This window comes from Rhodopseudomonas palustris BisB18 (assembly GCF_000013745.1).
GTDB classification, from domain to species: Bacteria; Pseudomonadota; Alphaproteobacteria; order Rhizobiales; family Xanthobacteraceae; genus Rhodopseudomonas_A; species Rhodopseudomonas_A palustris_F.
In genome coordinates this window covers 830,223-855,091 of the sequence record NC_007925.1, presented here as the reverse complement: position 1 = coordinate 855,091, position 24,869 = coordinate 830,223, and the positions used below count along the sequence as shown (strand labels likewise).

The following is a 24,869-nucleotide window of genomic DNA, read 5'->3' as shown; positions in this document are numbered from 1 at the left end:
ATTCGTCAAAGCCCGCGGCATCCGGGGCGAATCTGCTAGCACTGCGGCATGACCGCGCCCGACACCCTGCCGACCTCCGCCACGCCGCCCAAAGTCCGCGCCTCGTGGCGCGAAGGCCTTGCGGTGTATCTGCAGCCGCGCGTGCTGATCGTGCTGTTTCTCGGCTTCTCGTCGGGGCTGCCTTTGGCGCTGTCGGGCTCGACGCTCTTGGTGTGGATGCGGGAATCCGGCGTCGATCTCGGCACCATCGGGCTGTTCGCGCTGGTCGGCACGCCCTACACGCTGAAATTCCTCTGGGCGCCTTTGGTCGACGCGCTGCACGTGCCGCTGTTCACCCGCCGCTTCGGCCGCCGGCGCGGCTGGCTGCTGTTCGCGCAACTGCTGCTGATCGGCGCGATCCTATTGCTGGCGCTGTCGGACCCGGCGCGATCGCCGTTGTTCGTGGCGCTCGGCGCGCTGCTGGTCGCGGCGATGTCGGCGACGCAGGACATCGTGGTCGACGCGTTCCGGGTGGAAAGCCTGCCGGAGAACGAGCAGGCCGCCGGCATGGCGTCCTATGTGGCGGCGTATCGGATCGGCATGCTGGTCTCCACCGCCGGCGCGCTGTTCCTGGTCAGCGCCTATGAGAGCACCGGACAGACCCGCGCCACCGCCTGGATGTGGGGCTATGTGACGATGGCCGCGATGGTGCTGATCGGCACCGTCACCGCGCTTCTCGCCACCGAGCCCGAGCAGTCCGCCCGCGCCGAAGAAGCCTCGCGTGGCGAGAGTTCGTTCGTCCGCGTGGTGCATGCCGCGACCGGGGCGTTCGCCGAATTCCTCGCCCGCAAGGACGCGCTGGCGGTCTTGGCGTTCGTGGTGCTGTTCAAGTTCACCGACGCGTTTTCCGGCACCATGACCGCGCCGTTCGTGATCGACCTCGGCTTTTCGCGCAACGACTACGCGGCGATCGTCAAGGGCGTCGGGCTCGCCGCCACGCTGATCGGCGGCTTCGCCGGCGGCTATCTGGCGCGGCGTTACAGCTTGGCTCAGAGTCTGTGGATCGGCGGCGTGCTGCAGGCGGTCGCCAACCTGTCGTTCTCCTGGCTGGCGATCGTCGGGGTCAATCAATGGGCGCTGGCCTTTGCCATCACCGCGGAGAATTTCACCTCGGCGATCGGCACCGTGATCTTCGTCGCGTATCTGTCGGCGCTGTGCAAGAACCCGCTGCACACCGCCACGCAATACGCGCTGCTGACCGCGCTGGCCGCGGTCGGCCGCACCTACCTGTCGTCAGGCGCCGGCTATCTCGCCAAGGCGACCGGCTGGCCGGCGTTCTTCGTGATCTGCGTGCTGGTGGCGATTCCGAGCCTGATCCTGTTGGTCTGGCTGCAACGCCGCGGCCATTTCGAAAGCCTGGGCGCGACGCGGGTGTGAGATAGGCGTGCGCGCTGAACGGCGATCACCGCGAAATCCGCGAAATCCGCGACGATGCCTGCAAATGCAGCGTAGGTGATCTGCCCCGCCATCCAACCCGTCATGGCCGGGCTCGTCCCGGCCATCCACGGAAAAGGGACGTCGTTGCTTGGAGGCGTGGATGGCCGCGACGAGCGCGGCCATGACGCGGAGAGGTTCGCGGACGATCGAGATGACGTCCGTGCAGATGAGCAGCGTGGCCGCTACGCCACCCCGGCGCGCAGCAGATCGTGCAGATGCACGATGCCGACCGGCTTCTTGCCCTCGGTGACGATCAGCGCGGTGATCTTCGAGGAGTTGAGGATTTCCAAGGTCTCGCTGGCCAGCAGCGACGGGCTGATGGTCTTGGGGTTCTTGGTCATCACCTCGTCGACCAGCGCGGTCATCAGATCGGCGCGCATGTGGCGGCGCAGGTCGCCGTCGGTGACGATGCCGACCACCAGGCCGCGCGAATCGACAATGCCGACGCAGCCAAAGCCCTTCGACGACATCTCCACCAGCGCATCCGACATCTTGGTGCCGAGCGGCCGCAACGGGATCGCGTCGCCCGAGTGCATCAGGTCGCGGGCGAATTTCAGCATCGCGCCGAGCTTGCCGCCGGGATGCAGCACGCTGAAATCGATCGAGGTGAAGCCGCGGCCTTCCAACAGCGCGATCGCCAAAGCGTCGCCGAGCGCCAGCAGCATCACCGAGGAGGTGGTCGGCGCCAGATTGTGCGGGCAGGCCTCGCGCGCCTTCGGCAGAATCAACGAGACGTCGGCGGCCTGGCCGAGCGTCGAATCGCCATCGGCCGACATCGCGATCAGCGCGATCTTGAAGCGCTTGGCGTAAGTGATCAGGTTCTTCATTTCTGGCTGCTCGCCGGACCACGACATCGCCAGGATGACGTCGTCGGGCGTGATCATGCCGAGATCGCCGTGGCTGGCCTCGGCGGCATGGACGAAGAACGCCGGCGTCCCGGTGGAGGCGAAGGTGGCGGCGACCTTGCGGCCGATATGGCCGGACTTGCCGAGCCCGGTGACGATCAAACGCCCCTTGGCATTGGTGATCAGATTAGCGGCGGCGACGAACGCCGGCCCGAGATCCGATTTGAGCGCGGCGGCGAGCGCGGTGACGCCGTCGGCTTCGGCTTCCAGCGTGCGCAACGCCGAGGCGATGGCGTCGGTCGCCTGATCGGTCATGGAGGATTTCGCACTCCGGGGTTTCGACATGGACATGATGCGTTCCCAGGACTGAAGCAGAAGCGCTTCGGGCGCCTGTCTAGCACGCCGCGGTTGCCGAAGCGAAACCGCCGCCGGACGCTCTCAACCGGTCATTAACCATAATTGTTTTAACTCCCTTAACGATGGCTTTCGCCGGACCCCGCTCGCGGCCCGGACCAAACTTACAAACCATTGATTTGCTGGAGTTTTATGGTGATCCTGGGGCCAGCATCGGGCCGCCGCAAGCGCGCAGAGGGATTGTGCGCGGTCTCGGCATGCCTGCTGCTCGCCCTGCTCGGCGCGACCGACGCCGCCGCGCAAAGCCTGACCCCGGAATTGCTCAGCCCGGAACCCGGCGGATTCGTCGCGCCGCAGGACCTGCCGCTGCGCCGCACCGCGCAAGCCCGGCCCGACCTCAATGCGCTTCCCGACGCCGAGCCGATGGCGCCATCGCGGATCGGCAAGATTCCCAGCTACGGCATCCCGGCCGCCGCCGGCGCCTCCGACAGCGGCTATGATTCGCTGAACCGCCGCCGCCGCGCGCCACGCTTCTATCCCGGCGCGCCGCGGCCGAAACGCGCCGGCCCCGGCAGCCCGGCGGTGATCGCGCCGCCGCCGCCGCGGCGGGTGGCGCCGCCCTCGGCGAGCGCGCATCGCACACCGCTTGCGCCGTCCATGGCAGGAACGGTGATCGGCCAGCCGCCGCGCCGCCAGCTCAAGGTCGATAACGATCCGTTCGGCGCGGTCGGCGACTACGCCGGCAGCTTCCTGGTGAAATCCGCGGTCGAAACCTCCGGCGGCTACGACAGCAATCCGGGCCGGGTGTCGGGCGGCAGCAAAGGCTCATCGTTCTACGTCGTGGCGCCGGAGCTGATGGTGACCTCGGATTGGGAGCGCCACGCGCTGGTCGCCGACCTGCGCGGCTCCTACACCGGGTATGGCAGCACGCGACCCGACGACGCCGGTTCGGCGTCCTCGGCGCCGGCCAATCTCGACCGCCCGAGCTTCGACGGCCATGTCGATGGCCGGCTCGACGTGTCGCGCGACACCCGCCTGCTCGGCCAGTTGCGGATGCGGCTGTTCACCGACAATCCGGGCAGCCCGAACCTCGACTTTGGCCTGGCGAAATATCCGCTGGCGCTGAACACCGGCGCCTCGGCCGGCTTCGACCAGAATTTCAACCGGCTGCAGGTCTCCGGCGTCGGGACGCTCGACCGCACCACCTATCAGCAATCGGTGCTCACCGACGGCTCCACCGAGCCTAACAACGACCGCAATTTCAACCAGTACGGCGGCGTCGCCCGGGTCAGCTACGAGTTGATGCCGGGGTTGAAGCCGTTCGGCGAGGTCGAATACGACAGCCGGGTGCACGATCAGGCGGTCGACCGCGGCGGCTATCAGCGCGACTCCACCGGCGGCTACGTCAAGGCCGGCACCAGCTTCGAATTCACCCGGCTTTTGACCGGCGAAATGTCGATCGGCTACACCGCGCGCAGCTATACCGACCCGCGGCTGGAGAAACTGACCGGGCTGTTGACCAGCGGATCGCTGATATGGGCGGCGACGCCGCTGACCACGGCGAAGTTCATCACCAATACCTCGGTCGACGAATCGACGCTGCCGGGGGTTTCCGGTGTGCTGACCCGCAGCTACACCGCCGAGGTCGACCACGATTTCCGGCGCTGGCTGACCGCGATCGGCAAATTCACCTATGGCAGCCAGGACTATCAGGGCTCGTCCCGGCTCGACCATTTCGGCGCGGTGGCCGGCAATCTGGTCTACAAGCTGAACCGCTCGTTCCAGCTCAAGGCCGAGCTGCGCCGCGAATGGCTGGATTCCAACCTGCCCGGCAACAGCTATTCCGCCAATGTGGTGATGCTCGGGGTGCGGCTGCAGAACTGAGCTGGTGCGGGCGATGCGTGCCAGCCGTGCGGCGCTGCGTCCAAGCTCGACCGCGGAGCCGTTCCGGGCGCCGCATGGGATTTGCGCCATGGGGCCCTTGGCCCGGCCGCGGAGTCAATCGCGGATGATGCCCGCGCGAGTGACCGCAGCGTCGCCGCTCAGGCCGGTCGGCGCGTCCGCGGCTGCTGGATCTTGCGGAAGCGAACGCCCTTGCCCTCCGCCAGCCTGGTGGCGATGTAGCCGGCCTCCAGGCAAGCCTCGCGCTGCGGCATCTTCTCATCGGGCGCGCGGGCCGTATCCCACCACGAAGCGCGATGCGAGGCCCGCGACAGCGCGAAACCGAGGATCTCTTCGATCTGATCGAGGCTGAGAACCAGTTCGGCTAAAGTCTGTTGCTGCAGATAATCGCGTAATGGGGCGTACGGGTTCACGTCGGTGTCCTCAATGAATTCAGAGCCTTAGCATGATCTTGGCGAGGGTGGCAGGCTTTGGTGCCGGGCAACGTTTCGTTAACCGATCGGCTCCCTGGTGCAACTACTTAAGCGCTCGGCAACGAATTGGGGCGCATTTGTTCCAACATGGAACTGTCCACCGCATTGAGATGGCGACGTCGCGCCTTTCGCTGGCAATTGTCAGCGAAATTGCTGGTCATTTCGCTGGTGGTGACGGTGCTGGCGTTCTCCGCGGTGTGCGGCAGCGTGCTGCTCGATATGCGCCGCAACACCGAGGAACTGGCGCGGCAGACGATGGAAAACCTGTCGGCCACCATCGACGCCGATGTCAGCCGCAATGTCGAGTTCTACGACAAGTCGCTGCAAGCTGTTGTCAAAAATCTGGCGCTGCCGGAGCTCGCCGACGTCAGCAAGCCGATTCTGCAACTGATCCTGTTCGACCGCGCCACCACCGCCCCGCATTTCGGCGCGATCCAGGTGTTCGACGCCGCCGGCAATCTCAGCCTCGACGCCTCGACCCTGAAGCCGCCGCCCGAGCGCCGCGACGACGAAGAGTTCTTCAAGGTCCATCGCGACAATCCCGACGTCGGCCTCTTCATCAGCCGGCCGATGCTGTACCAGGGCGGCTATTCGATCGTGCTCAGTCGCCGCCTCGCGACTCCGAGCGGCGGATTCAACGGCATCGTCGTCGGCACCATCCGGCTCGGCTATTTTCACGACCTGTTCCGGCGACTGCGCATCGGCGAGCAGGACGTGGTTTCCATCCTCACCCACAACGGCGTCATTATAATGCGCCGGCCGTTCGACCTCGACGTGGTCGGCAAGGACGTCAGCAATATCGCCGGCGTGATCAAGACGCTGGGACAACGCAGCGGTTGGTTCTCCGGCGTCGGCCTCGATGACGGCACGCCGCGGATGTATGTCTGGAGCGACTCCAGCCATCCGCTGGTGGTGCTGGTCGGCAAGCCGTGGCGGAATGTTCTCAGCCTGTGGCGCAAGGAAGCGATCCGGCTCGGCGCCATCCTGCTGGTGCTGGCGAGCTTCGTCGCCGGCGTGACGATCTTCCTGATCCGCGAAATCGACCGCCGGGCCCGCGCCGAACAGCGGCTGGAGGAACTGTCGGTCACCGATCCGCTGACCGGGCTGACCAACCGGCGCAAATTCGATGCCGCGATCGAGACCGAATGGCAACGCGCGCAACGCCAGCAGACCCCGGTGGCGCTGTTGATGATCGATGCCGACCATTTCAAGGGCTACAATGACAGTTTCGGCCATCAGGCCGGCGACCAGATGCTGATCGGGATCGCGGTCTGCATCGCGGATTCGGTGCATCGGGCGGGCGACTGTGCGGCGCGGTTCGGCGGCGAGGAATTCGCCGTGCTGCTGCCGGGGCTGTCGGCCTACGCGGCGCTGTCGGTTGCCGAAACCATCCGCGGCAAGGTCGAGCAGTGGTCGATCGACCAGACCGGGGTCACCATCAGCGTCGGCACCGCGAGCATCACGCCCGGCCCCGCGACGCCGTGGTCGGTGCTGGTGGAGGCCGCCGACAAGGCGCTGTATGCCGCCAAGGCCAGCGGCCGCAACCGCTCGGTGGTCGCCTCGTCGACCCGGGAATTGTCGCTGGTGGCGTGAGGGCGGCGAAGGCTAGCTAGCGCGTCAGCGAACGAGCTTCACAAAGATCGTCATTCCGGGGCGCGAGAGCGCAAGCTCGAGCGAACCCGGAATCTTGCCACAAGCCCTGACTCTTTCACGTGCCGCGAGATTCCGGGTTCGCTCGCCCAAGGGCTCGCGCCCCGGAATGACTGCCGCTTTTTCGGCTCCGTCGATACAGCATCGAGAAATTGGCGCTTCGACTAACGGGCACGTGCCCCGGACGGCGCGCATCGTGCCGCGCTTGCGGCGCGGTGCGCACCGAGCCGGGGCCGTTACGGAACGCAGCGCTTGGCGGTCCCGGCTCGCGACGCCGCGTGAAGAACGCGGCCCCGCGTCCGGGACACGATGCCTCACCAGATCAGCGCCGATCACTCCGCCAGATAGTGCTTCATGGTGGCGCGCAGTTCGTCGCGCAGGTCCGGGCGCTTCATCGCGAAGGCGATGTTGGCGCGCAGGAAGCCGGCTTTCGAGCCGCAGTCGTGGCGCTCGCCCTCGAATTCCACGCCGTAGAACTTCTGCGTCTTCGACAGCCCGATCATCGCGTCGGTGAGCTGGATCTCGCCGCCGGCGCCGCGTTCCTGGGTCTCCAGGATCTTGAAGATCTCCGGCTGCAGGATGTAGCGCCCGGAGATCGACAGCGTCGAAGGCGCGGTGCCCTGCGGCGGCTTCTCCACCATGCCGTCGATTTCGAACATGTTGCCGTTGCGCGCTCCGACACCGCAGATGCCGTAATTATGGGTGAGATGCGTCGGCACCTGCTCGACCGCGATGACGTTGGCCTTATCGCCGAGCTTCTCGGCGGCGGCGATCATCTGGGCGAGGCAGCCCGGCGAGTTCAGCACCAGTTCGTCCGGCAACACCACCGCGAACGGTTCGTTGCCGACGATGTCGCGGGCGCACCATACTGCGTGACCGAGGCCGTGCGGCGCCTGCTGCCTGGTGAAGCTCATCGCGCCGGCTTCCGGCTGGTCGCGCGCCAGCATCTCCATCTCGGCGGTCTTGTTGCGGCCCTTCAGCGTCATGTCCAATTCGAACTGGCGGTCGAAATGGTCCTCGATCATGCCCTTGTTGCGGCCGGTGACGAAGATGAAATGCTCGATCCCGGCCTCCTTGGCCTCGTCGACGACGTATTGGATCAGCGGCCGGTCGACGATGGTCAGCATCTCCTTCGGCATCGCCTTGGTGGCGGGCAGAACGCGGGTGCCGAGGCCGGCGACCGGAAAGACGGCTTTACGAATTTTCATGCGGAGAATCTCAAAGGAGGAATCGGGATTGGCAGGGCCTTGCAGCGTGAAACATAGGCCGATTGATGGAGGAGCGAATCATCCAATCGTCGCAGCGCCAACGCGTTGGTAGGCCTACCCGTTGCATCGCGCCGCTGCGACCGGCTGTCATTCGAACATCGGCGTGCCCGGCACGAAGGCGTCGAACGCCGCCCAGAACTGGCCGCGATAGCGGTCCTGCTCCTGCAGGATTTCGTGCTTGGCGCCGGCGATCACCAGATGCGCGCCGCCGCGCAGGTGATAGGCCATTTCCTCGATCGCCGGCGTCGACACCACGGTGTCGTGGCTGGCGGCCATCATCAGGATCGGCTGGCGGATCCGCGCCGGAAAATTCACCGCCTTGAAGCCGTGCATCGCGCGGAACGCGGTGTCGGCCCAGGCCACGGTCGGCGAGCCGATGCCGAGCGTCGGGTCTTCGGCGAGGATCGCGGCGTTGCGGGCGTAGCGCACCGGGTCGCTGGTCAGCTGATTGTCGGCGAACGGGCCGCTGCCGGCGAGCTGATCGTTGCCGCCGGGGACGTAATTGCCGCCCTGCCCGGCGAGCCGCAGCGACCGCAGCAGCAGCCGCACCGGCAGCGTGGTGGCCCGACCCGGCAGGTCGATCATCGGCGCCGACAGTACGATGCGGTCGAACCAGCGCTTGCCGGAATGCGCAATCCGCAACAGCACCGCGCCGCCCATCGAATGCGCCAGCGCGAAATGCGGCGGCGGGCAATCCGGCAGCACCACCTGCTGCACGAAGGCCTCGACGTCGGTTTCGAAGTCGGAGAAATCGCGGACATAGCCCTTGCGCGGGTCGCGCAAGCGCCGCGACGAATGGCCCTGGCCGCGCCAGTCGATGATCGCCACCGCGAAGCCGCGGTCGCGCAGGTCGCGCACCGTCTCGAAGTATTTTTCGATCTGTTCGCCGCGGCCGGTGAACACGCACACCGTGCCCTTGCGGCCGGACGGCGGCGGCCAGCGGGCGAACCGCAATTCGGCGCCGTCGGGAGTCTTGATGAAGCCGCTGACGGCGTCTTCGGGGACCGGATTGGCGGGAATCGAGACGAGCGTCATGAACCGTCCGGATAGGGCAAAAGTACTGAAAATCAAGGGCTGCGAGCCCGCGGGCGCAAAGCTTTTTGCAGCTCTTGAACCGCGTAACACCCCTCCCATATCATCTTCGTGCAGGCCGCTACTAGTGGTTCGGCAGATCGCAAGATTGAAGATCCCAAGATCTGACGATCCAGAACAGGCTGCACGGCAGACGACAGCCCGGCCCGATGGCGGGCGGGTTTCTTCAACAGTCGCTTTTCGGAGGACTAAACCATGCGTACATTCGATCTCACCCCGTTCTATCGCTCCACCGTCGGCTTCGACCGGCTGTTTTCGCTGCTCGACCAGGCCTCCGGCGAGGCCGCAGCTCCGGGCTATCCGCCCTACAACATCGAGCGCTCCGGCGAAAACGATTACCGCATCAGCGTCGCGGTCTCCGGCTTCTCGCCGGCCGAACTCTCCATCGTCACCAAGGAAAACACCCTGACGATTCGCGGCGAGAAAGCCGCGCCCGAGGCCGGCAACACCGCGGAAGTGCTGTATCGCGGCATCGCCGCGCGCGCCTTCGAGCGTGCCTTCCAGCTCGCCGACTACGTCACGGTGAAGAACGCCACGCTGGAGAACGGCCTGCTGCACGTCGATCTGGTGCGCGAGATTCCCGAGGCCAAGAAGCCGCGCAACATTCCGATCAGCACCCAGGCGCCGGCGCAGCCGCAGGTGATCGAGAACGACAACCAGAAGGCCGCGTAACGCCGCTGACGGTCACGATCGCTCCGGAGCCGCATCCTCATAGCCCGAGCTTTGCTCGGGCACCTCAGGATGACGGCGCCGGGATTGGATCGGCGGTCCGCCGAGCTGCACAAGCGGCGTGATCCACCAGCAGCGTCATCCTGAGGAACCCGGCGAAGCGCGCAGCGCGAAGCCGGGTGTCTCGAAGGATGGGCCACGGGCGTGGCCCCACCGCCTGAATTTATCAAAACGCCCCGGTCCGCCGGGGCGTTTTTTATGGCCCGCAGGTCGCGGACCAGCACGAGCGGCCTATTCCAGCCCCTGCACCGGCGGCATCTGCTGGGTCGGCTGGATCGTCGCGGATGGCTTGGCCTCGACTGCGGGGGCCGCAGGCGGCGTCTCGGCCGGTTTCGGCACCGCCGCGGTCTGCTGCGCAGGTGCCGGCAGCGGCTGCGCGGCGATCGGCGGCGGCGCAGGCCGCGGCAGCGGCGCGGTTGAATTGCGGCTCGCCACCCTTGGCACCGGCAAAGGCGGGCGCGGCGGCCGCACCTCGCGGAACGACGGCACCGGCCGGACCGGGTCGTAGCGCGCGAAACTGTCGTCGGCGTCGGCCGGAATGAAGCGGATGATCCGCCCGGAGCGGCCGTCGATCAGCACCCGGCCGTCGGCGCCGTCGAGATCGGTCGCGGCGACGCTGTAGAACACCCCGCGCAGCCGCGGCGTGCCGAGCGGCGCAAAGCCGGCGTCGCGCAGCACTGCATAGACCTCGCCCGGCGGCAGCAGTTCGGCCGCGTAGCCACGCCGCGGGAACCCCGAGGGCCCGTCGAAATCCGACACCAGGATCACGCCGGCCCGGGCCTGATCGGGTGGGATGCCCTGCGCCCCGGCAGCGCCCGCGCTCAGCAGCAATCCTGTCGAAATCGCCCATCCCACGCAACGTTTCATCGTGTTCTCCTTCGCCGACTGCGCCGCAACATGGCTGGGCGGGCGTTTTGCAACGCTGGCCTGGCGAATCTGCGAGAGATTTGCAGCAGATTGCCGCGGCTTGGCCCGGCACCCAGCCTCTCCGCGGATTTCGGCGCCGCCGGGGCTCAAACGCGGCGGATTTGGCTTGAATTCGCGGCGCGGCAGGGCTGCATTCTCCATCAAACGGAGGACTTTCATGCGCTTGTATGATAGAAAAAAATTTGGCAAGGTCAGGCTAGGACAGCAACGCTGTCTCAATTGCGGGTGGTCACCGGCCCGGAGTTTACAACGTCGTTTCAGACGTTGAATAAGGCCGCCGTTGTCACTGGGAAATTAGGCGCCACAGCCTGAATTTACGAAATCGTGGCTCGCGGGTGTGTGCGGTGGCCAAACGGTGCCGCGGCCGCCCAAGCTGCGCGACGAGAATGGCGAGGTCCCTCGCCGGATGAGAGGACTAAGATGAGCGGGTCGGAGTTCGAACGCGACAGCATCGCGGCGCATGCGCAGGCCGAAACGTCGTCGGAACCGGCGCGCGAGCATAGCTGGCGTCCGCCGGCCGAAGGCCTGTACGACCTGTCGCAGGAAAAAGACGCCTGCGGCGTCGGCTTCATCGCCAATATCAAAGGCGTCAAGTCGCATCAGATCGTCTGCGACGCGATCCGCATCCTGTGCAATCTCGAGCATCGCGGCGCGGTCGGCGCCGATCCGCGCGCCGGCGACGGCGCCGGCATTCTGGTGCAGATTCCGCACGCGTTTTTCTCCCGCAAGGCCAAGGAACTCGGCTTCGCGCTGCCTGCGCCCGGCGAATACGCCGTCGGCGCGCTGTTCATGCCGCGCGAAACCGCGTGGCGCAAAGTCATCCAGGGCATCATCGCCGACCAGATCAAGGCCGAGGGGCTGAAGCTCTTGGGCTGGCGCAAGGTGCCGGTCGACAACTCCTCGCTCGGCGAGACCGTGAAGCCGACCGAGCCCTCGAACATGCAGGTGTTCATCGGCCGCGGCAGCCACATCAAGACCGACGACGATTTCGAGCGCAAGCTGTACATCCTGCGCAAGTCGATCTCGCACGCGATCTATCAGCGCCGCGACCGCGGGCTGGCCGGCTACTACCCGGTGTCGATGTCGTGCCGTACCGTGATCTACAAGGGCATGTTCCTGGCCGACCAGCTCGGCAGCTACTATCCCGACCTGCACGAGCAAGATTTCGAAAGCGCGCTGGCGCTGGTGCATCAGCGGTTCTCCACCAACACCTTCCCGACCTGGTCGCTGGCGCATCCCTACCGCATGGTCGCGCACAACGGCGAGATCAACACGCTGCGCGGCAACAACAACTGGATGGCGGCCCGCCAGGCCTCGGTGCATTCCGAACTGTACGGCAAGGACATCAGCCGGCTGTGGCCGATTTCCTACGAGGGCGCCTCCGACACCGCCTGCTTCGACAACGGCCTGGAATTCCTGGTGCAAGGCGGCTACGCGCTGCCGCACGCCGTGATGATGATGATCCCGGAGGCCTGGGCCGGCAATCCGTTGATGGATGAGCAGCGCCGCGCGTTCTACGAATATCACGCCGCCATCATGGAGCCGTGGGACGGCCCGGCCGCGCTCGCCTTCACCGACGGCCGCCAGATCGGCGCCACGCTCGACCGCAACGGCCTGCGCCCGGCGCGCTACCTGTTGACCCGCGACGACCGCATCGTGATGGCGTCCGAGATGGGCGTGCTGAAGATTCCGGAAGACCAGATCGTCACCAAGTGGCGGCTGCAGCCCGGCAAGATGCTGCTGGTCGATCTCGAACAGGGCCGGCTCATTCCGGACGACGAGATCAAGGCGCAGCTCGCCGCGAGCCAGCCCTATCGCGAATGGCTGACCCGCACCCAGATCGTGCTGGAAGACCTGCCGGCCGCGCCGGTTTCGGCGCAGCGCTCCAACCTGCCGCTGCTCGATCGCCAGCAGGCGTTCGGCTACACCCAGGAAGACATCTCGATCCTGATGACGCCGATGGCCTCCACCGGCGAGGAAGCCTCCGGCTCGATGGGCAACGACACGCCGCTGTCGGCGCTGTCGGACAAGCCGAAGCAGCTGTTCACCTATTTCAAGCAGAACTTCGCCCAGGTGACCAACCCGCCGATCGATCCGATCCGCGAAGAGCTGGTGATGAGCCTGTTCTCGATCATCGGGCCGCGGCCGAACCTGTTCGACCTCGAAGGCCGCGCCGTCACCAAGCGGCTGGAAGTCCGCCAGCCGATCCTGACCGACGCCGATCTGGAAAAGATCCGCGCGATCTCCGAGATCGGCGATCCGCACTTCAAGTCGCGCACCCTCGACACCACCTTCCACGCCGGGCTCGGCGCGGCCGGCCTCGAACACGTGCTCGACGAATTGTCGGCACGCGCCGAAGCCGCGGTGCGTGAAGGCATCAACATCATCATCCTCTCCGACCGCGCCGCCGGTGCCGACCGGATTCCGATCCCGTCGCTGCTCGCCTGCGCCTCGGTGCATCATCATCTGATCCGGGTGGGCTTGCGCACCTCGGTCGGCCTCGTCGTGGAATCCGGCGAACCGCGCGAAGTGCATCACTTCGCTTGTCTCGCCGGCTTCGGCGCCGAAGCCATCAATCCCTATCTCGCCTTCGAAACCATCGTGGCGATGAAGGACCGGCTGCCGGTCAAGCTCGACGACTACGAGATCGTCAAGCGCTACATCAAGTCGATCGGCAAGGGCCTGCTCAAGGTGATGTCCAAGATGGGCATCTCGACCTATCAGTCGTATTGCGGCGCGCAGATTTTCGACGCGGTCGGGCTGAAGCAGGATTTCGTCTGCAAGTATTTCGCCGGCACCCACACCCGCATCGAAGGCGTTGGTCTGGCCGAAATCGCCGAGGAGACCGTGCGGCGGCATTCCGACGCATTCGGCGACGTGCAGATCTACAAGACCGCGCTCGACGTCGGCGGCGAATACGCCTACCGCACCCGCGGCGAGGACCACGCCTGGAACGCCGATACCGTGGCGGCCCTGCAGCACGCGGTGCGCGGCAATTCGCTGGAGCGCTACAAGGCGTTCGCCAAGATCCTCAACGAGCAGGCCGAGCGGCTGTTGACGCTGCGCGGGCTGTTCAAGTTCAAGACCGCCGAGGACGAAAAGCGCAAGCCGGTGCCGCTCGATCAGGTCGAGCCGGCCTCCGAGATCGTCAAGCGTTTCGCCACCGGCGCGATGAGCTTCGGCTCGATCTCGCGCGAGGCGCATACCACGCTCGCCATCGCGATGAACCGGATCGGCGGCAAGTCCAACACCGGCGAAGGCGGCGAAGAGAGCGATCGCTTCAAGCCGATGGCGAATGGCGATTCGATGCGCTCGGCGATCAAGCAGGTCGCCTCCGGGCGGTTCGGCGTGACCACCGAATACCTCGTCAACGCCGACATGATGCAGATCAAGATGGCGCAGGGCGCCAAGCCCGGCGAAGGCGGTCAGTTGCCCGGCCATAAGGTCGACGCCACCATCGCCCGGGTGCGGCATTCGACGCCCGGCGTCGGCCTGATCTCGCCGCCGCCGCATCACGACATCTACTCGATCGAGGATCTGGCGCAGCTGATCTACGATTTGAAGAACGTCAATCCGGCCGGCGCGGTGTCGGTCAAGCTGGTCTCCGAGATCGGCGTCGGCACGGTGGCGGCGGGCGTTGCCAAAGCGCGCGCCGATCACGTCACCATCGCCGGCTTCGACGGCGGCACCGGCGCTTCGCCCTTGACCTCGATCAAGCACGCCGGCTCGCCGTGGGAAATCGGCCTCGCCGAAACCCACCAGACCCTGGTGCGCGAGCGGCTGCGTAGCCGCATCGTCGTGCAGGTCGACGGCGGCTTCCGCACCGGACGCGACGTGGTGATCGGCGCGATGCTCGGCGCCGACGAATTCGGCTTCGCCACAGCACCCTTGATCGCGGCCGGCTGCATCATGATGCGCAAGTGCCATCTCAACACCTGCCCGGTCGGCGTGGCGACGCAAGATCCCGTGCTGCGCAAGCGCTTCACCGGCCAGCCCGAGCACGTCATCAACTACTTCTTCTTCGTCGCCGAAGAGGTCCGCGAGATCATGGCAAGCCTCGGCTATCGCTCGTTCAACGAGATGATCGGCCAGACCCAGATGCTCGACCACAAGGCGCTGGTGGCGCATTGGAAGGCCAAGGGGCTCGACTTCTCCAAGCTGTTCCATCGCCAGAAGGAACGGCCGGGGCAGAAGATCTACCACACCGAGACCCAGGACCATCACCTCGGCAAGGTGCTCGACCGCACTTTGATCGAAAAGGCGCAGCCGGCGATCGACCGCGGCGCCCCGGTGAAGTTCGAGATCGAGATCAACAACACCAACCGCTCCGCCGGCGCGATGCTGTCCGGCACGGTGGCGAAGATCTACGGCCACGCCGGACTGCCCGACGACACCATCCATGTCGACCTCAAGGGCACTGCGGGTCAGGCGTTCGGCGCCTGGCTGGTGCGCGGCGTCACCTTCGATCTGGAAGGCGAAGCCAACGACTATGTCGGCAAGGGCCTCTCCGGCGGCCGCATCATCGTCCGTCCGCCGCATGATTCCGGCATCGTGCCGGAGCAGTCGATCATCGTCGGCAATACCGTGATGTACGGCGCGATCGAAGGCGAGTGCTACTTCCGCGGCATCGCCGGCGAACGTTTTGCGGTGCGCAACTCCGGTGCGGTGGCTGTCGTCGAAGGCGCCGGCGATCATTGCTGCGAATACATGACCGGCGGCATCGTCGTGGTGCTCGGCAAGACCGGGCGCAACTTCGCCGCCGGCATGTCGGGCGGCGTGGCTTACGTGCTGGACGAAGACGGCATGTTCCCGAAGCTGTGCAACATGGCGATGGTCGAGCTCGAACCCGTCTTGTCGGAAGAGCTGATCAACGAAGGCACCTATCACCAATCCGGCGATCTCGAAGCGCACGGCCGGGTCGACGTGTTCGCCGATCTGCTCAGCTCCGACGTCGAGCGGCTGCACATTCTGATCAGCCGCCACGCCAAGCTCGCCGGCTCGAAGCGCGCCGCCGACATTTTGGCGAACTGGTCGAGCTATCTGCCCAAGTTCCGCAAGATCATGCCGGTGGAATATCGCCGCGCCCTGCGCGAACTGAAGGCCAAGCAGGCCGAGGAGCCGAAGATCGCGATCGGCGCGTAGCACCGCGCATGATCCCGAAAAGTGGACACCGGTTTTCGGATCAGATCATGCGCAAATAGAGAACCGCCGTCACCCTGAGGTGCCCGCGCGCCGCGCGGGCCTCGAAGGGCGACAGCGGCAGAACACTCATCCTTCGAGGCGCGTCCAAGCGGGCTCGCACCTCAGGATGACGTCGGGACCAGATTGAGAGTTAAGGGGCGTCAGGGTTCATGGGCAAGATCACGGGTTTTCTGGAAATCGACCGGCACGACCGGCCCTACGCGCCGGTCGCCGAGCGGGTGACGAACTACAACGAATTCGTCGTGCCTTTGAACGAGAAGGACACCCGCGACCAGGCCGCGCGCTGCATGAATTGCGGCATCCCGTATTGCCACGGCACCGGCGCGGTGGCGCCCGGCACCACCGGCTGCCCGGTCAACAACCAGATCCCGGATTTCAACGATCTGGTCTATCAGGGCAACTGGCAGGAGGCGTCGCGCAACCTGCACTCCACCAACAACTTCCCGGAATTCACCGGCCGGATTTGTCCGGCGCCGTGCGAAGCCTCCTGCACGCTGAACATCGACGACAACCCGGTCACCATCAAGACCATCGAATGCGCCATCGTCGATCGCGCCTGGGAGAACGGCTGGCTGAAGCCGGAGCCCGCCGCGGTGAAGAGCGGCAAGAAGGTCGCGGTGGTCGGCGCCGGCCCCGCCGGGCTCGCCTGCGCCCAGCAGCTGGCGCGCGCCGGCCACGAGGTTCACGTCTATGAGAAGGCGGCGAAAGCCGGCGGGTTGTTGCGCTACGGCATTCCCGACTTCAAGATGGAGAAGCATCTGATCGACCGCCGCGTCGCGCAGATGGAAGGCGAAGGCGTCACCTTCCACTACAATGCCCCGGTCGGCGGCTCCGCCCCCGGCGCGGTCGATGCCAAGCAGATTCTCAAGGACTATGACGCGGTGGCGCTGACCGGCGGCTCGGAAGCGCCGCGCGATCTGCCGATCCCCGGCCGCGAACTCAGCGGCATCCACTTCGCGATGGATTTTCTCACCCAGCAGAACCGCCGGGTGTCGGGCGAGTCGCTCGGCGACAAGCAAGAGATTCTGGCCACCGGCAAGCATGTCGTGGTGATCGGCGGCGGCGACACCGGCTCGGACTGCATCGGCACCTCGTTCCGCCAGGGCGCCAAGTCGGTCACCCAGATCGAGATCATGCCGGCGCCGCCGGAGCGCGAGAACAAGGCGCTGACCTGGCCGAACTGGCCGCAGAAGATGCGCACCTCGTCGAGCCAGGCCGAGGGCGCGGCGCGCGACTTCGCGGTGCTGACGCAAGCCTTCGAAGGCACCGGCGGCAAAGTCGGCAAGCTGCATTGCGTCCGCGTCGACAGCAAATTCCAGCCGCTGCCCGGCACCGAATTCGAACTGAAGGCCGATCTCGTGCTGCTGGCGATGGGCTTCGTGCATCCGGTGCATGACGGGCTGTTGAAGTCGCTCGGCGTCGATCTCGACCCGCGCGGCAACGTCAACGCCACCACCTCCGACTTCCAGACCTCGGTGCCGAAAGTGTTCGCCTCCGGCGACATGCGCCGCGGCCAATCCCTCGTCGTCTGGGCGATCCGCGAAGGCCGGCTGTGCGCCCGCGCCATCGACCAGGCCCTGATGGGCCTGACCACGCTGCCGAGGTAGGCGCGACTTCGTAGGGTGGGTCAGGCGCCCTTGCGCCGTAACCCACCATGGCGCCCACCCTGTCGCGGCGGTGGGTTACGCGCTGCGCGCTAACCCACCCTACGGCTTCTCCGCGCCACAGCGGGCCGCAACGAGACGCTCACCTCTCCACGTCATGGCCGGGCTTGTCCCGGCCATCCACGGCAACATCGGCCGCCCTGCCTGTGGGCGTGGGTGGCCGGGACAAGCCCGGCCATGACCTGTGTCGAGCAGAGAACCCTTCATCAACGCCGTGCCCGACCGCCCCCCTACCATCGCCGCCTTATCAGCCGATGCGCGCTGGCGTAGTTTGCCGGATTAAATTCGGCAGAGAACGCGCCATGACAGATCCAGATCAAGCCCCGGCCGACGGCCTCACCGCCACCGCCGTTCTCGACCGCATCCGCGCCGAGTTGAACGAGCCGGCGGCGGACGACATGCAGCTGTTGTTGAAGATCGCCAAGGATCTCGCCACCCTCGACGGCCAGCGCTGGAGCCCGGCCGACGCCGCCGCCTGGACCGCGCGCCCTGAAAGCTATCGCGAACTCAGGCTCGCCGCGCTCGCCCGCCAGCGCGGCTTCAAGCTCGGCCTGTTGAGCGGCTTCCTCGCCGGCTTCGTCCTCACCGCCCTGTTCGCCGCGTTGCTGGCGATGCATTGGTTGGTGGTGGTGGAGTGAGTGTGTGCCGGCGCGGCTGAGTTGGCCACGCCAATCGCCGTCATTCTGACCCAGCCACACTCCTTCCCGTCATCCTGAGGAGCCCGGCGAAGCGCAGCGGAGCCGGGCGTCTCGAAGGATGGCCGCCAGGGCGTGAGCTGTGCCACGTGCGACTATTCACCCCGCAAAAAAACGTGCGGATAGCAATCCCCGCTTTTGCGCCATCGCTTACTATCACCGTGTCCTCGCTCACGAGGGGCGCTTCTCGAGGGCGCTCATGAGGCGGAGCAAGGATGCGGTGTCCTGCGCGCGCGGTTCGCACCCGCAAGCCCGGGACGCCCCGGGTCGCCGTCCGGGCCTACTACGGGGCTCTGCCACTTGCTGGTTGGCTGGACGCGGGACAGGTGAAGGCGGGGGAAAGCCCGCCGGATCGGCGGTGCGGAGTGCATCGCGCCTGTCCCCGGAAGCACGGTCCTGGGGTCGACAAATCCCGCGATGGAGCGCCGCAAGGCGTGCGCGGCCTTTCGCTGCTTGCGAGCAGCGCCGGGCAGCGCCACTCAATCACGGTTGCGCCTTGCGGCGCTCCGTCCCCCTCACCTGGCGAGGGGGGAAACTACCGGCTCCCCTCGCGCAAGGCGTTGCGCGAGAACGATGGCGCGTGGGCTGAGAATTATCGGACGTGGCTGTTTGACAATTTGAATGGCGATGGATGGCGAGGCGATGGTCGCCATCGTTCCCGGCGGCAAAGCCGCGGTGCGCCGAGCGGCGCCCGTCCATCCCGTCATCCCATCAGGACTCGCACCTGCTTTCCGCGCTGTCGGCGTTTGCGAAAGGGTGCACCTCGCCGCGTCATGGCCGGGCTTCGTCCCGGCCATCCACGAGAAACGTCGGCAGCTCTGCTTGGGGGCGTGGATGGCCGGGACAAGCCCGGCCATGACGTGGTGAACGCAGTGCCGCACTATCTTCGCTGCATTTTCAGTAGGCTTGAACCGCCGCTGGTGGAGCGCGCCTCGAAGGATGACGAGACGGGTGGTGCGCCGACTGCGCGGCGCATCCTTCGAGACGCCCGGCTTCGCTCTGCGAGCTACGCCGGGCTCCTCAGGATGAGATCGTCGCGCGTGCTGCAAGCGCCCGGGATAACGCAGCGCGTGCTGCGAGCGCTCAGTCCGAGCGCAGCACGAAGCGGCGGTTGTCGTTCTGCGGCGGGCGGGCGTTCATCGGATAGAGCTTGGCGAACGCCGCGATGTCGTCGGCCGCCACCCGGATCGGATCGGCCAGCACCAGCCAATCGACGATCTCCGAACAGGGCGGCGTGGTCAGCGAGCCTTCGTAGCGGTAGTAGCCGAGCTTCGACGGCAGCAGGTCGTTGGGGTTGATGGCGTCGTCGGCCTTCACCGCGGGGCCTTCATGCTCCGGCATCGAGGCGACGATCTTGGCGAAGGCGGGGTTGGCGTCGCCGGCCAGGAACAGCACGCCGAGCACCGCGAGGCCGCTCTCGCCGCGGTGCACGAAATGCGCTTCCATCGGAAAATTCTTGCCGGCGATCAGGTGCTCGCTCGGCCGATGGAAATGCACCTGCAGCAGCTTGTAGGTGGTGTCGCCGCGGGTCAGCGTCGAGCCTTCGGCGAAATTCAACTGGATGGTGTGGCCGTTGTTGACGATGGTTTCGGCGCTCGACGCCCATTTGACGCTGAGATCGTAGAGGTCCGACTTCACCGCGCCGTCGATGTTGATCGGCGATTGCTGGCTGCCGATGCTGCAAACCTGGTTGGCGGCGTCGAGGTCGCCCCAATGGTTCGGACCGGCTTCGCCCTCGTAGCCCCAATGCGGATGTTCGGCGGCGAAACCGGTCGAGGCGCAAACCGGGCAGAGCGCAAGGCCCGCCAGGGCTTTCAAGGCATGACGACGGTTCATGGACGATCCCTCATTTGTTGATGGCACAAGCTGATAGCAGATTGGTCTCGACCGACCGATGAAGGTTCGCGGCGCGGTTTGAAATAAACTCTATTGGCTGGCCCAGACGATCCGGGCGATCCATTCGACCTCGGCCGGCGCCAGCGTGCGATCGGGATGGCTCGGGTTGAGCGACAGCAATTCCAAGGTCTTGGCGGTGCGCCGCTTCAGCTCCTTGACCATCACCTCGCCGTCGCGGGTCTTCACCACGACGCGGTCGCCGCGCCGGATCGGCGAGCCCGGCGACACCACGATGACGTCGCCGGCGCGATACGCCGGCTTCATCGAGTCGCCGGAAATCTCCAGCGCATAGGCGTGCTCGTCGTTGACCGAGGGCAGCCCGACCTCGTCCCAGCCCTTGCCGACCGGAAAGCCGCCGTCGTCGAAATAGCCGCCGGAGCCGGCCTGCGCCAGACCGAGCAGCGGCACCGATTGCACCGCGCGCGGGCCGTCGCCGATCAGCTGCACGAAGGCGTCGATCGCGGTGTTGGTCGCCGCCAGCGCCTTGGCCACCGATTCGGTCGAGGGCCAGCGCTCGCGGCCGTCATTGGTGATGCGTTTCGATTTGTTGAAGGTGGTGGGATCGAGCCCGGAGCGTTTGGCGAGGCCTGACGGCGAGAGCCCGGCGCGCTCCGCCAGGCGGTCCAACGCGGTCCAGATCTGGTCGTGGGTCAGCATGTCGTGTGTCCTGAGCCGGCGGGCGGCGATCGGATCGGCCGCCACTGCGAACTAGGAATTATTACCTCAAGACGAGCGGCGGCGCAATCCATTCGCGGATCGAAAACGCTGCCCTTGAAGTGAACCGGCGGCGTCGATACGGTCCAAACCAGTCCGCGGACGGCGCGCCAATCCGGCCTGGCCCGGCCAACGGAACGGGAACCGGTTTTGCCCTCAGCCACCGCGCAGAGCATTGTTTTTCATTATTTTTCAACGGCGGGCGGGGGCTGGGGCCGCCACCCGATGCGAGCAGGATTGCGGGCGCGTGCGCAGCATTTACAAGATTTGTGACGCCTCGGCCTGGCGCGAAGCCGAACGCCAGGGGGTGTTTGCCGGCAGCGCCGACGACATCCGCGACGGCTTCATCCATTTTTCCACCGCCGCGCAGGTGCCGGGGACCGCGAAAAAGCATTTCGCCGGCCGCAGCGGGCTGTTCCTGGTGGCGATCGACGCCGACGCGCTCGGCGACGCGCTGCGCTGGGAGGCGTCCCGCAACGACGAGCTGTTTCCGCATCTGTACGGCGAACTCGATCTCGGCGCGGTGATCGAGGTCAAGGAATTGCCGCTACGCTCCGACGGCTCCCACGCCATTCCGGAACTCGCGCCATGATCCGCGCCTTCGACGCCTTCTCGCTGCCGCTGTTGCGCTGGCTCGATCCGGAAGACGCCCATCGGCTGGCGATCCAGGGACTGCGGCTATTGCCGCAGATCCGGCCGCGCGACGACGATCCGAAACTCGCGGTGCGCGCCTTCGGGCTGAATTTTTCCAACCCGGTCGGCATCGCCGCGGGCTTCGACAAGAATGCCGAGGCGCCGGACGCGCTGCTGCGGCTGGGCTTCGGCTTCGTCGAGATCGGCACCGTGACGCCGAAGCCGCAATCCGGCAATCCGCGGCCGCGGCTGTTCCGGCTGGAGCGCGACGAGGCGGTGGTCAACCGCATGGGCTTCAACAATGACGGCGCCGAAATGGTGCTGCGGCGGCTCGCGGCGCGGGCCAATCAGGGCGGCATCGTCGGCGTCAATGTCGGCGCCAACAAGGATTCGCTCGATCGGGTCGCCGACTACGTCCGGCTGATCGAGACCTTCGCGCCGGTGGCGAGCTACTTCACCGTCAACGTGTCGTCGCCGAACACCCCGGGCTTGCGCAATCTGCAACAGGCCGCAGCGCTCGACGACCTGCTGGCGCGGGTGATCGAGGCGCGCGACCGCGTGCAACAGAATGCCGGCGATTCGCCGGTGCTGTTGAAGATCGCGCCGGATCTGACGCTGAACGAACTCGACGACGTGGTGCACATCGCCCGCTCGCGCCGGGTCGACGGCATGATCGTCGCCAACACCACGCTGTCGCGCTCGCAGGCGCTGCGCGACAAGGCGCGGGCGAAAGAGCCCGGCGGGCTGTCCGGCCGGCCGTTGTTCCGGCTGTCGACGCGGATGGTGGCGGAAACCTTCGTGCGCGCCGAGGGGGCGTTTCCGCTGATCGGGGTCGGCGGCATCGATTCCGGCGGCGCCGCGCTGACCAAGATCCGCGCCGGCGCCACGCTGATCCAGCTGTATTCGTCGCTGATCTACAAAGGCCTCGGACTGCTCGACGCGATCAAGACCGACCTCGCCTCGACGCTGCTGCGCACCGGCCGGGACTCGCTCGGCGAAATCGTCGGCGCCGATGCGCCCACCATCACCGCGGAAGACTGGCCGGTTTAAGCGCTGTCGCTGAAGACGACACCAATCGCTGCGTCATCCTGAGGAGCCCGGCGAAGCGCGTAGCCGGGCGTCTCGAAGGATGCGCCGCACGCTCGCGGTCCGAAACGCCAGTCCTGCGGCGTCATCCTTCGAGGCTTTCCGCAGCGCATCCGCGCTGCGGAAAAGCACCTCAGGATGACGAGTCAGCCGACCAGTCCGGGACTCCTGAACTACAACTCGACGATCAGCCCGTCGCTGGCGGCGGTGTGCGGCACCGCATCGAGCTTGCGCAGCATCTCGTCGCTCATATGGGTGAGGATCAGCCGCCGCGGATTGATCTCCGGCAGATGGGTTTCCAGCGTCTTCAGGCTGAGATGGTTCTTCACCGGCCGGTCGTAGGTATAGGCTTCGGCGATCAACAGATCGGCATCGTGGCCGGCTCCGACTAGCGTCTCGGTCCATTGGGTGTCGCCGCTGTAAGCCAGCGTGCGGCCCTCCGCCTCGATCCGATAGGCATGGAACGGCCCGCCGGAATCGCCGTGCACCACCGGAAATGCGCTGACCTTCACCGCGCCGAATTCGCGGGTCTCGTTCGGTTCGATGGCCACCACCGAGAGCTCGAAATGCTGCTTGGTCGACGAGGAATGCTCGAACATCGCTTCCATCAGCCGAGTCAGCCGCAATTCGATGCCGGGCGGTCCGGCGATCACCAAGGGCCGCTTGCGCTTGCCGAACTGCGCCTCGAGCAACAGGAACGGCACCCCGCCGAAATGGTCGGCGTGGAAATGCGTGATCAGGACGAGATCGATGTCGTCGCGCAGGATGCCGTAGCGTTTCAGCGCCGGCAGCGACGAGGCGCCGCAATCGATCAGGAAATTGACCTGTTCGCCGCTGACGTGAAAACAGGTGTTGAGCCGGCCGCCGGAGCCGAACGCATCGCCGCAGCCGACAAAGCGCAGTTGCATGGTTTGATCCGCTGATCCCTGACCGCCGTTGGCCGAGCCTAGGGTTTTCCGCGAGGAAACGATACCCGTACCATAGCCGGATAGCGCCAGGCCTGCAGCAGGCCGCGGATCAGCAGGAACGACAGGAAGGCGATCCACAGCCCGGCATTGCCGAGCGGGATCAGCAGATACCAGGCGGCAAGGTAGGCCGCGAACGCGACCAGCATCAGGTTGCGCATCTCCCGCGCCCAGGAGGCGCCGATATAGATGCCGTCGTAGCAATAGGCCATCACGCCGCAAGCCGGCGCCAACGCCGCCAGCAGCATGAACTCACGCGCCGCGCGACGCACCTCCGGGCTGGTGGTGACCACCTCGATCAGCGCATTGCCGGTGATCGCGAACAGCCCGGTGACCGCGATGCCGAACAGCGCGCTCCAGCCCAGCACCAGTTTGACGGCCTTGCCGAAGGCGGCGCGATCGCGGGCACCGAAGCTCTGGCCGCAGAGCTGCTCGGCGGCGTTGGCGAGGCCGTCGAGAAAGAACGAGCCGATCATCAGGAAGTTGTACAGCACCGCGTTGGCGGCCAGCGTGAGGTCGCCGGCCTGCGCGCTCTGCGCGGTGAAGAACAGGAACGCCGCTATCAGCGCCGCGGTCCGGATCAGGATGTCGCGGTTGACCACCAGCATCCGCGACAACCGGGTACGGTCGAACAGCAGATGCCGCGGCACGCCGATCCGGCCGCCGAGGATCGACCAGGCGATGCTCAGCCCGGCGATCAGGCCGCAACCTTCGGCGATCACGGTGGCGATCGCGGCTCCGGCGATGCCCTTGCCGATCCCGAGCACCAGCAACAGCGTGAAGCCGATATTGATCAGGTTGATGCCGACCTGGATCGCCAGCGCCAGCCGCGGCCGCGCCTGGCCGATCAGCCAGCCGAGCACGACGTAGTTGCCCATGATCATCGGCGCCGACCACAGCCGGATGAAGAAATATTCGCGCGCCGCGGTGGTGACAGCTTCGCTGCCGCCCATCAGGCGGAAGATCGCCGCCGCCAGCGGGACCTGCAGTGCGATCAGGATGAGCCCGATGGCGCCGCCGAGCAGCAGCGCGCGCAAGCCCACGGCGCGGACCTCGTCGCGGTCGCCGGCGCCCAGCGCCTGCGCGGTGAACGCCACCGTCGCCATCCGCAGGAAGCCGAACAGCCAGAACAGGCAGTCGAACGCCGCCGACGCCAAAGCGACGCCGCCAAGCAGATGCGGATCGCCGAGCCGCCCAATCGCGGCGGTGGAGACGATGCCCAGGAGCGGCGTGGTAAGATTGGCCAGCATCGCCGGACCGGCGATGGCGAACACCCGCCGGTGGCTGACGTTGGCGCC

At 66.4% G+C, this 24,869-nt stretch carries 18 protein-coding genes; 9 read left to right on the top strand and 9 right to left on the bottom strand.

Annotated features, from left to right (window positions below):
* The first annotated feature begins 48 nt into the window (after positions 1-48).
* Positions 49-1,416: an AmpG family muropeptide MFS transporter gene (locus RPC_RS03885; RefSeq protein WP_011471249.1), complete on the top strand. Its 1,368-nt coding sequence runs from the start codon at positions 49-51 to the stop codon at positions 1,414-1,416.
* 242 nt (positions 1,417-1,658) lie between these two features.
* Here RPC_RS03885 and RPC_RS03880 read toward each other — a convergent pair whose 3' ends face one another.
* Positions 1,659-2,672 carry a KpsF/GutQ family sugar-phosphate isomerase gene (locus tag RPC_RS03880; protein ID WP_011471248.1) on the bottom strand — a complete coding sequence of 338 codons (1,014 nt, stop codon included), beginning with the start codon at positions 2,670-2,672 and terminating at the stop codon, positions 1,659-1,661.
* Between the two features lie 195 nt (positions 2,673-2,867).
* Here RPC_RS03880 and RPC_RS03875 point away from each other — a divergent pair, with 195 nt between their 5' ends.
* Entirely contained in the window at positions 2,868-4,559 is a 1,692-nt protein-coding gene (locus RPC_RS03875) for an outer membrane beta-barrel protein (protein WP_011471247.1), read from the top strand.
* A gap of 158 nt (positions 4,560-4,717) precedes the next feature.
* Here RPC_RS03875 and RPC_RS03870 read toward each other — a convergent pair whose 3' ends face one another.
* Positions 4,718-4,990 carry a hypothetical protein gene (locus tag RPC_RS03870; protein WP_011471246.1) on the bottom strand — a complete coding sequence of 91 codons (273 nt, stop codon included), beginning with the start codon at positions 4,988-4,990 and terminating at the stop codon, positions 4,718-4,720.
* Between the two features lie 147 nt (positions 4,991-5,137).
* On the opposite strand from RPC_RS03870, the gene RPC_RS03865 reads away from it, so the two are divergent.
* Positions 5,138-6,643, top strand: coding sequence for a sensor domain-containing diguanylate cyclase (locus RPC_RS03865; RefSeq protein WP_011471245.1), 1,506 nt, complete (start codon positions 5,138-5,140; stop codon positions 6,641-6,643).
* A gap of 389 nt (positions 6,644-7,032) precedes the next feature.
* On the opposite strand, the gene galU is transcribed toward RPC_RS03865, so the two are convergent.
* Entirely contained in the window at positions 7,033-7,908 is an 876-nt protein-coding gene (galU, locus tag RPC_RS03860) for a UTP--glucose-1-phosphate uridylyltransferase GalU (protein ID WP_011471244.1), read from the bottom strand.
* A 147-nt stretch (positions 7,909-8,055) separates the two neighbouring features.
* The gene (locus RPC_RS03855) at positions 8,056-9,003 is read right to left on the bottom strand and encodes an alpha/beta fold hydrolase (protein WP_011471243.1); all 948 of its coding nucleotides are present in this window, start codon (positions 9,001-9,003) and stop codon (positions 8,056-8,058) included.
* Positions 9,004-9,255: 252 nt separating this feature from the next.
* Between RPC_RS03855 and RPC_RS03850 the strand changes: the two genes are divergently transcribed.
* Entirely contained in the window at positions 9,256-9,732 is a 477-nt protein-coding gene (locus RPC_RS03850; protein WP_011471242.1) for an Hsp20 family protein, read from the top strand.
* A 288-nt stretch (positions 9,733-10,020) separates the two neighbouring features.
* Here RPC_RS03850 and RPC_RS03845 read toward each other — a convergent pair whose 3' ends face one another.
* Positions 10,021-10,656: a hypothetical protein gene (locus RPC_RS03845; protein WP_011471241.1), complete on the bottom strand. Its 636-nt coding sequence runs from the start codon at positions 10,654-10,656 to the stop codon at positions 10,021-10,023.
* A 480-nt stretch (positions 10,657-11,136) separates the two neighbouring features.
* On the opposite strand from RPC_RS03845, the gene gltB reads away from it, so the two are divergent.
* The 3 genes from gltB to RPC_RS03830 all read left to right on the top strand — a co-directional run bounded on the left by gltB (position 11,137) and on the right by RPC_RS03830 (position 18,220).
* Positions 11,137-15,858 carry a glutamate synthase large subunit gene (gltB, locus tag RPC_RS03840; protein ID WP_011471240.1) on the top strand — a complete coding sequence of 1,574 codons (4,722 nt, stop codon included), beginning with the start codon at positions 11,137-11,139 and terminating at the stop codon, positions 15,856-15,858.
* Between the two features lie 209 nt (positions 15,859-16,067).
* Positions 16,068-17,525, top strand: a complete 1,458-nt coding sequence (locus tag RPC_RS03835; protein ID WP_011471239.1) for a glutamate synthase subunit beta — start codon at positions 16,068-16,070, stop codon at positions 17,523-17,525.
* A gap of 359 nt (positions 17,526-17,884) precedes the next feature.
* A complete protein-coding gene (locus tag RPC_RS03830; RefSeq protein WP_041801367.1) occupies positions 17,885-18,220 on the top strand; it encodes a hypothetical protein in 336 nt (111 codons plus the stop codon).
* Positions 18,221-19,360: 1,140 nt separating this feature from the next.
* Here RPC_RS03830 and RPC_RS03820 read toward each other — a convergent pair.
* Positions 19,361-20,113: a carbonic anhydrase gene (locus tag RPC_RS03820; RefSeq protein ID WP_011471237.1), complete on the bottom strand. Its 753-nt coding sequence runs from the start codon at positions 20,111-20,113 to the stop codon at positions 19,361-19,363.
* Positions 20,114-20,203: 90 nt separating this feature from the next.
* Positions 20,204-20,830 (bottom strand): S24 family peptidase, encoded by a 627-nt coding sequence (locus tag RPC_RS03815; protein ID WP_011471236.1) that lies wholly within the window; start codon positions 20,828-20,830, stop codon positions 20,204-20,206.
* Positions 20,831-21,134: 304 nt separating this feature from the next.
* Between RPC_RS03815 and RPC_RS03810 the strand changes: the two genes are divergently transcribed.
* Both RPC_RS03810 and RPC_RS03805 read left to right on the top strand, forming a co-directional pair.
* Positions 21,135-21,479, top strand: a complete 345-nt coding sequence (locus tag RPC_RS03810) for a DUF952 domain-containing protein (RefSeq protein ID WP_011471235.1) — start codon at positions 21,135-21,137, stop codon at positions 21,477-21,479.
* Positions 21,476-22,570 (top strand): quinone-dependent dihydroorotate dehydrogenase, encoded by a 1,095-nt coding sequence (locus RPC_RS03805; protein ID WP_011471234.1) that lies wholly within the window; start codon positions 21,476-21,478, stop codon positions 22,568-22,570. The genes RPC_RS03810 and RPC_RS03805 overlap by 4 nt, the downstream gene beginning before the upstream one ends.
* A gap of 209 nt (positions 22,571-22,779) precedes the next feature.
* On the opposite strand, the gene RPC_RS03800 is transcribed toward RPC_RS03805, so the two are convergent.
* Positions 22,780-23,514 carry an MBL fold metallo-hydrolase gene (locus RPC_RS03800; RefSeq protein ID WP_011471233.1) on the bottom strand — a complete coding sequence of 245 codons (735 nt, stop codon included), beginning with the start codon at positions 23,512-23,514 and terminating at the stop codon, positions 22,780-22,782.
* Between the two features lie 38 nt (positions 23,515-23,552).
* The gene (locus tag RPC_RS03795) at positions 23,553-24,821 is read right to left on the bottom strand and encodes an MATE family efflux transporter (protein WP_049766177.1); all 1,269 of its coding nucleotides are present in this window, start codon (positions 24,819-24,821) and stop codon (positions 23,553-23,555) included.
* Between the last annotated feature and the right edge of the window lie 48 nt (positions 24,822-24,869).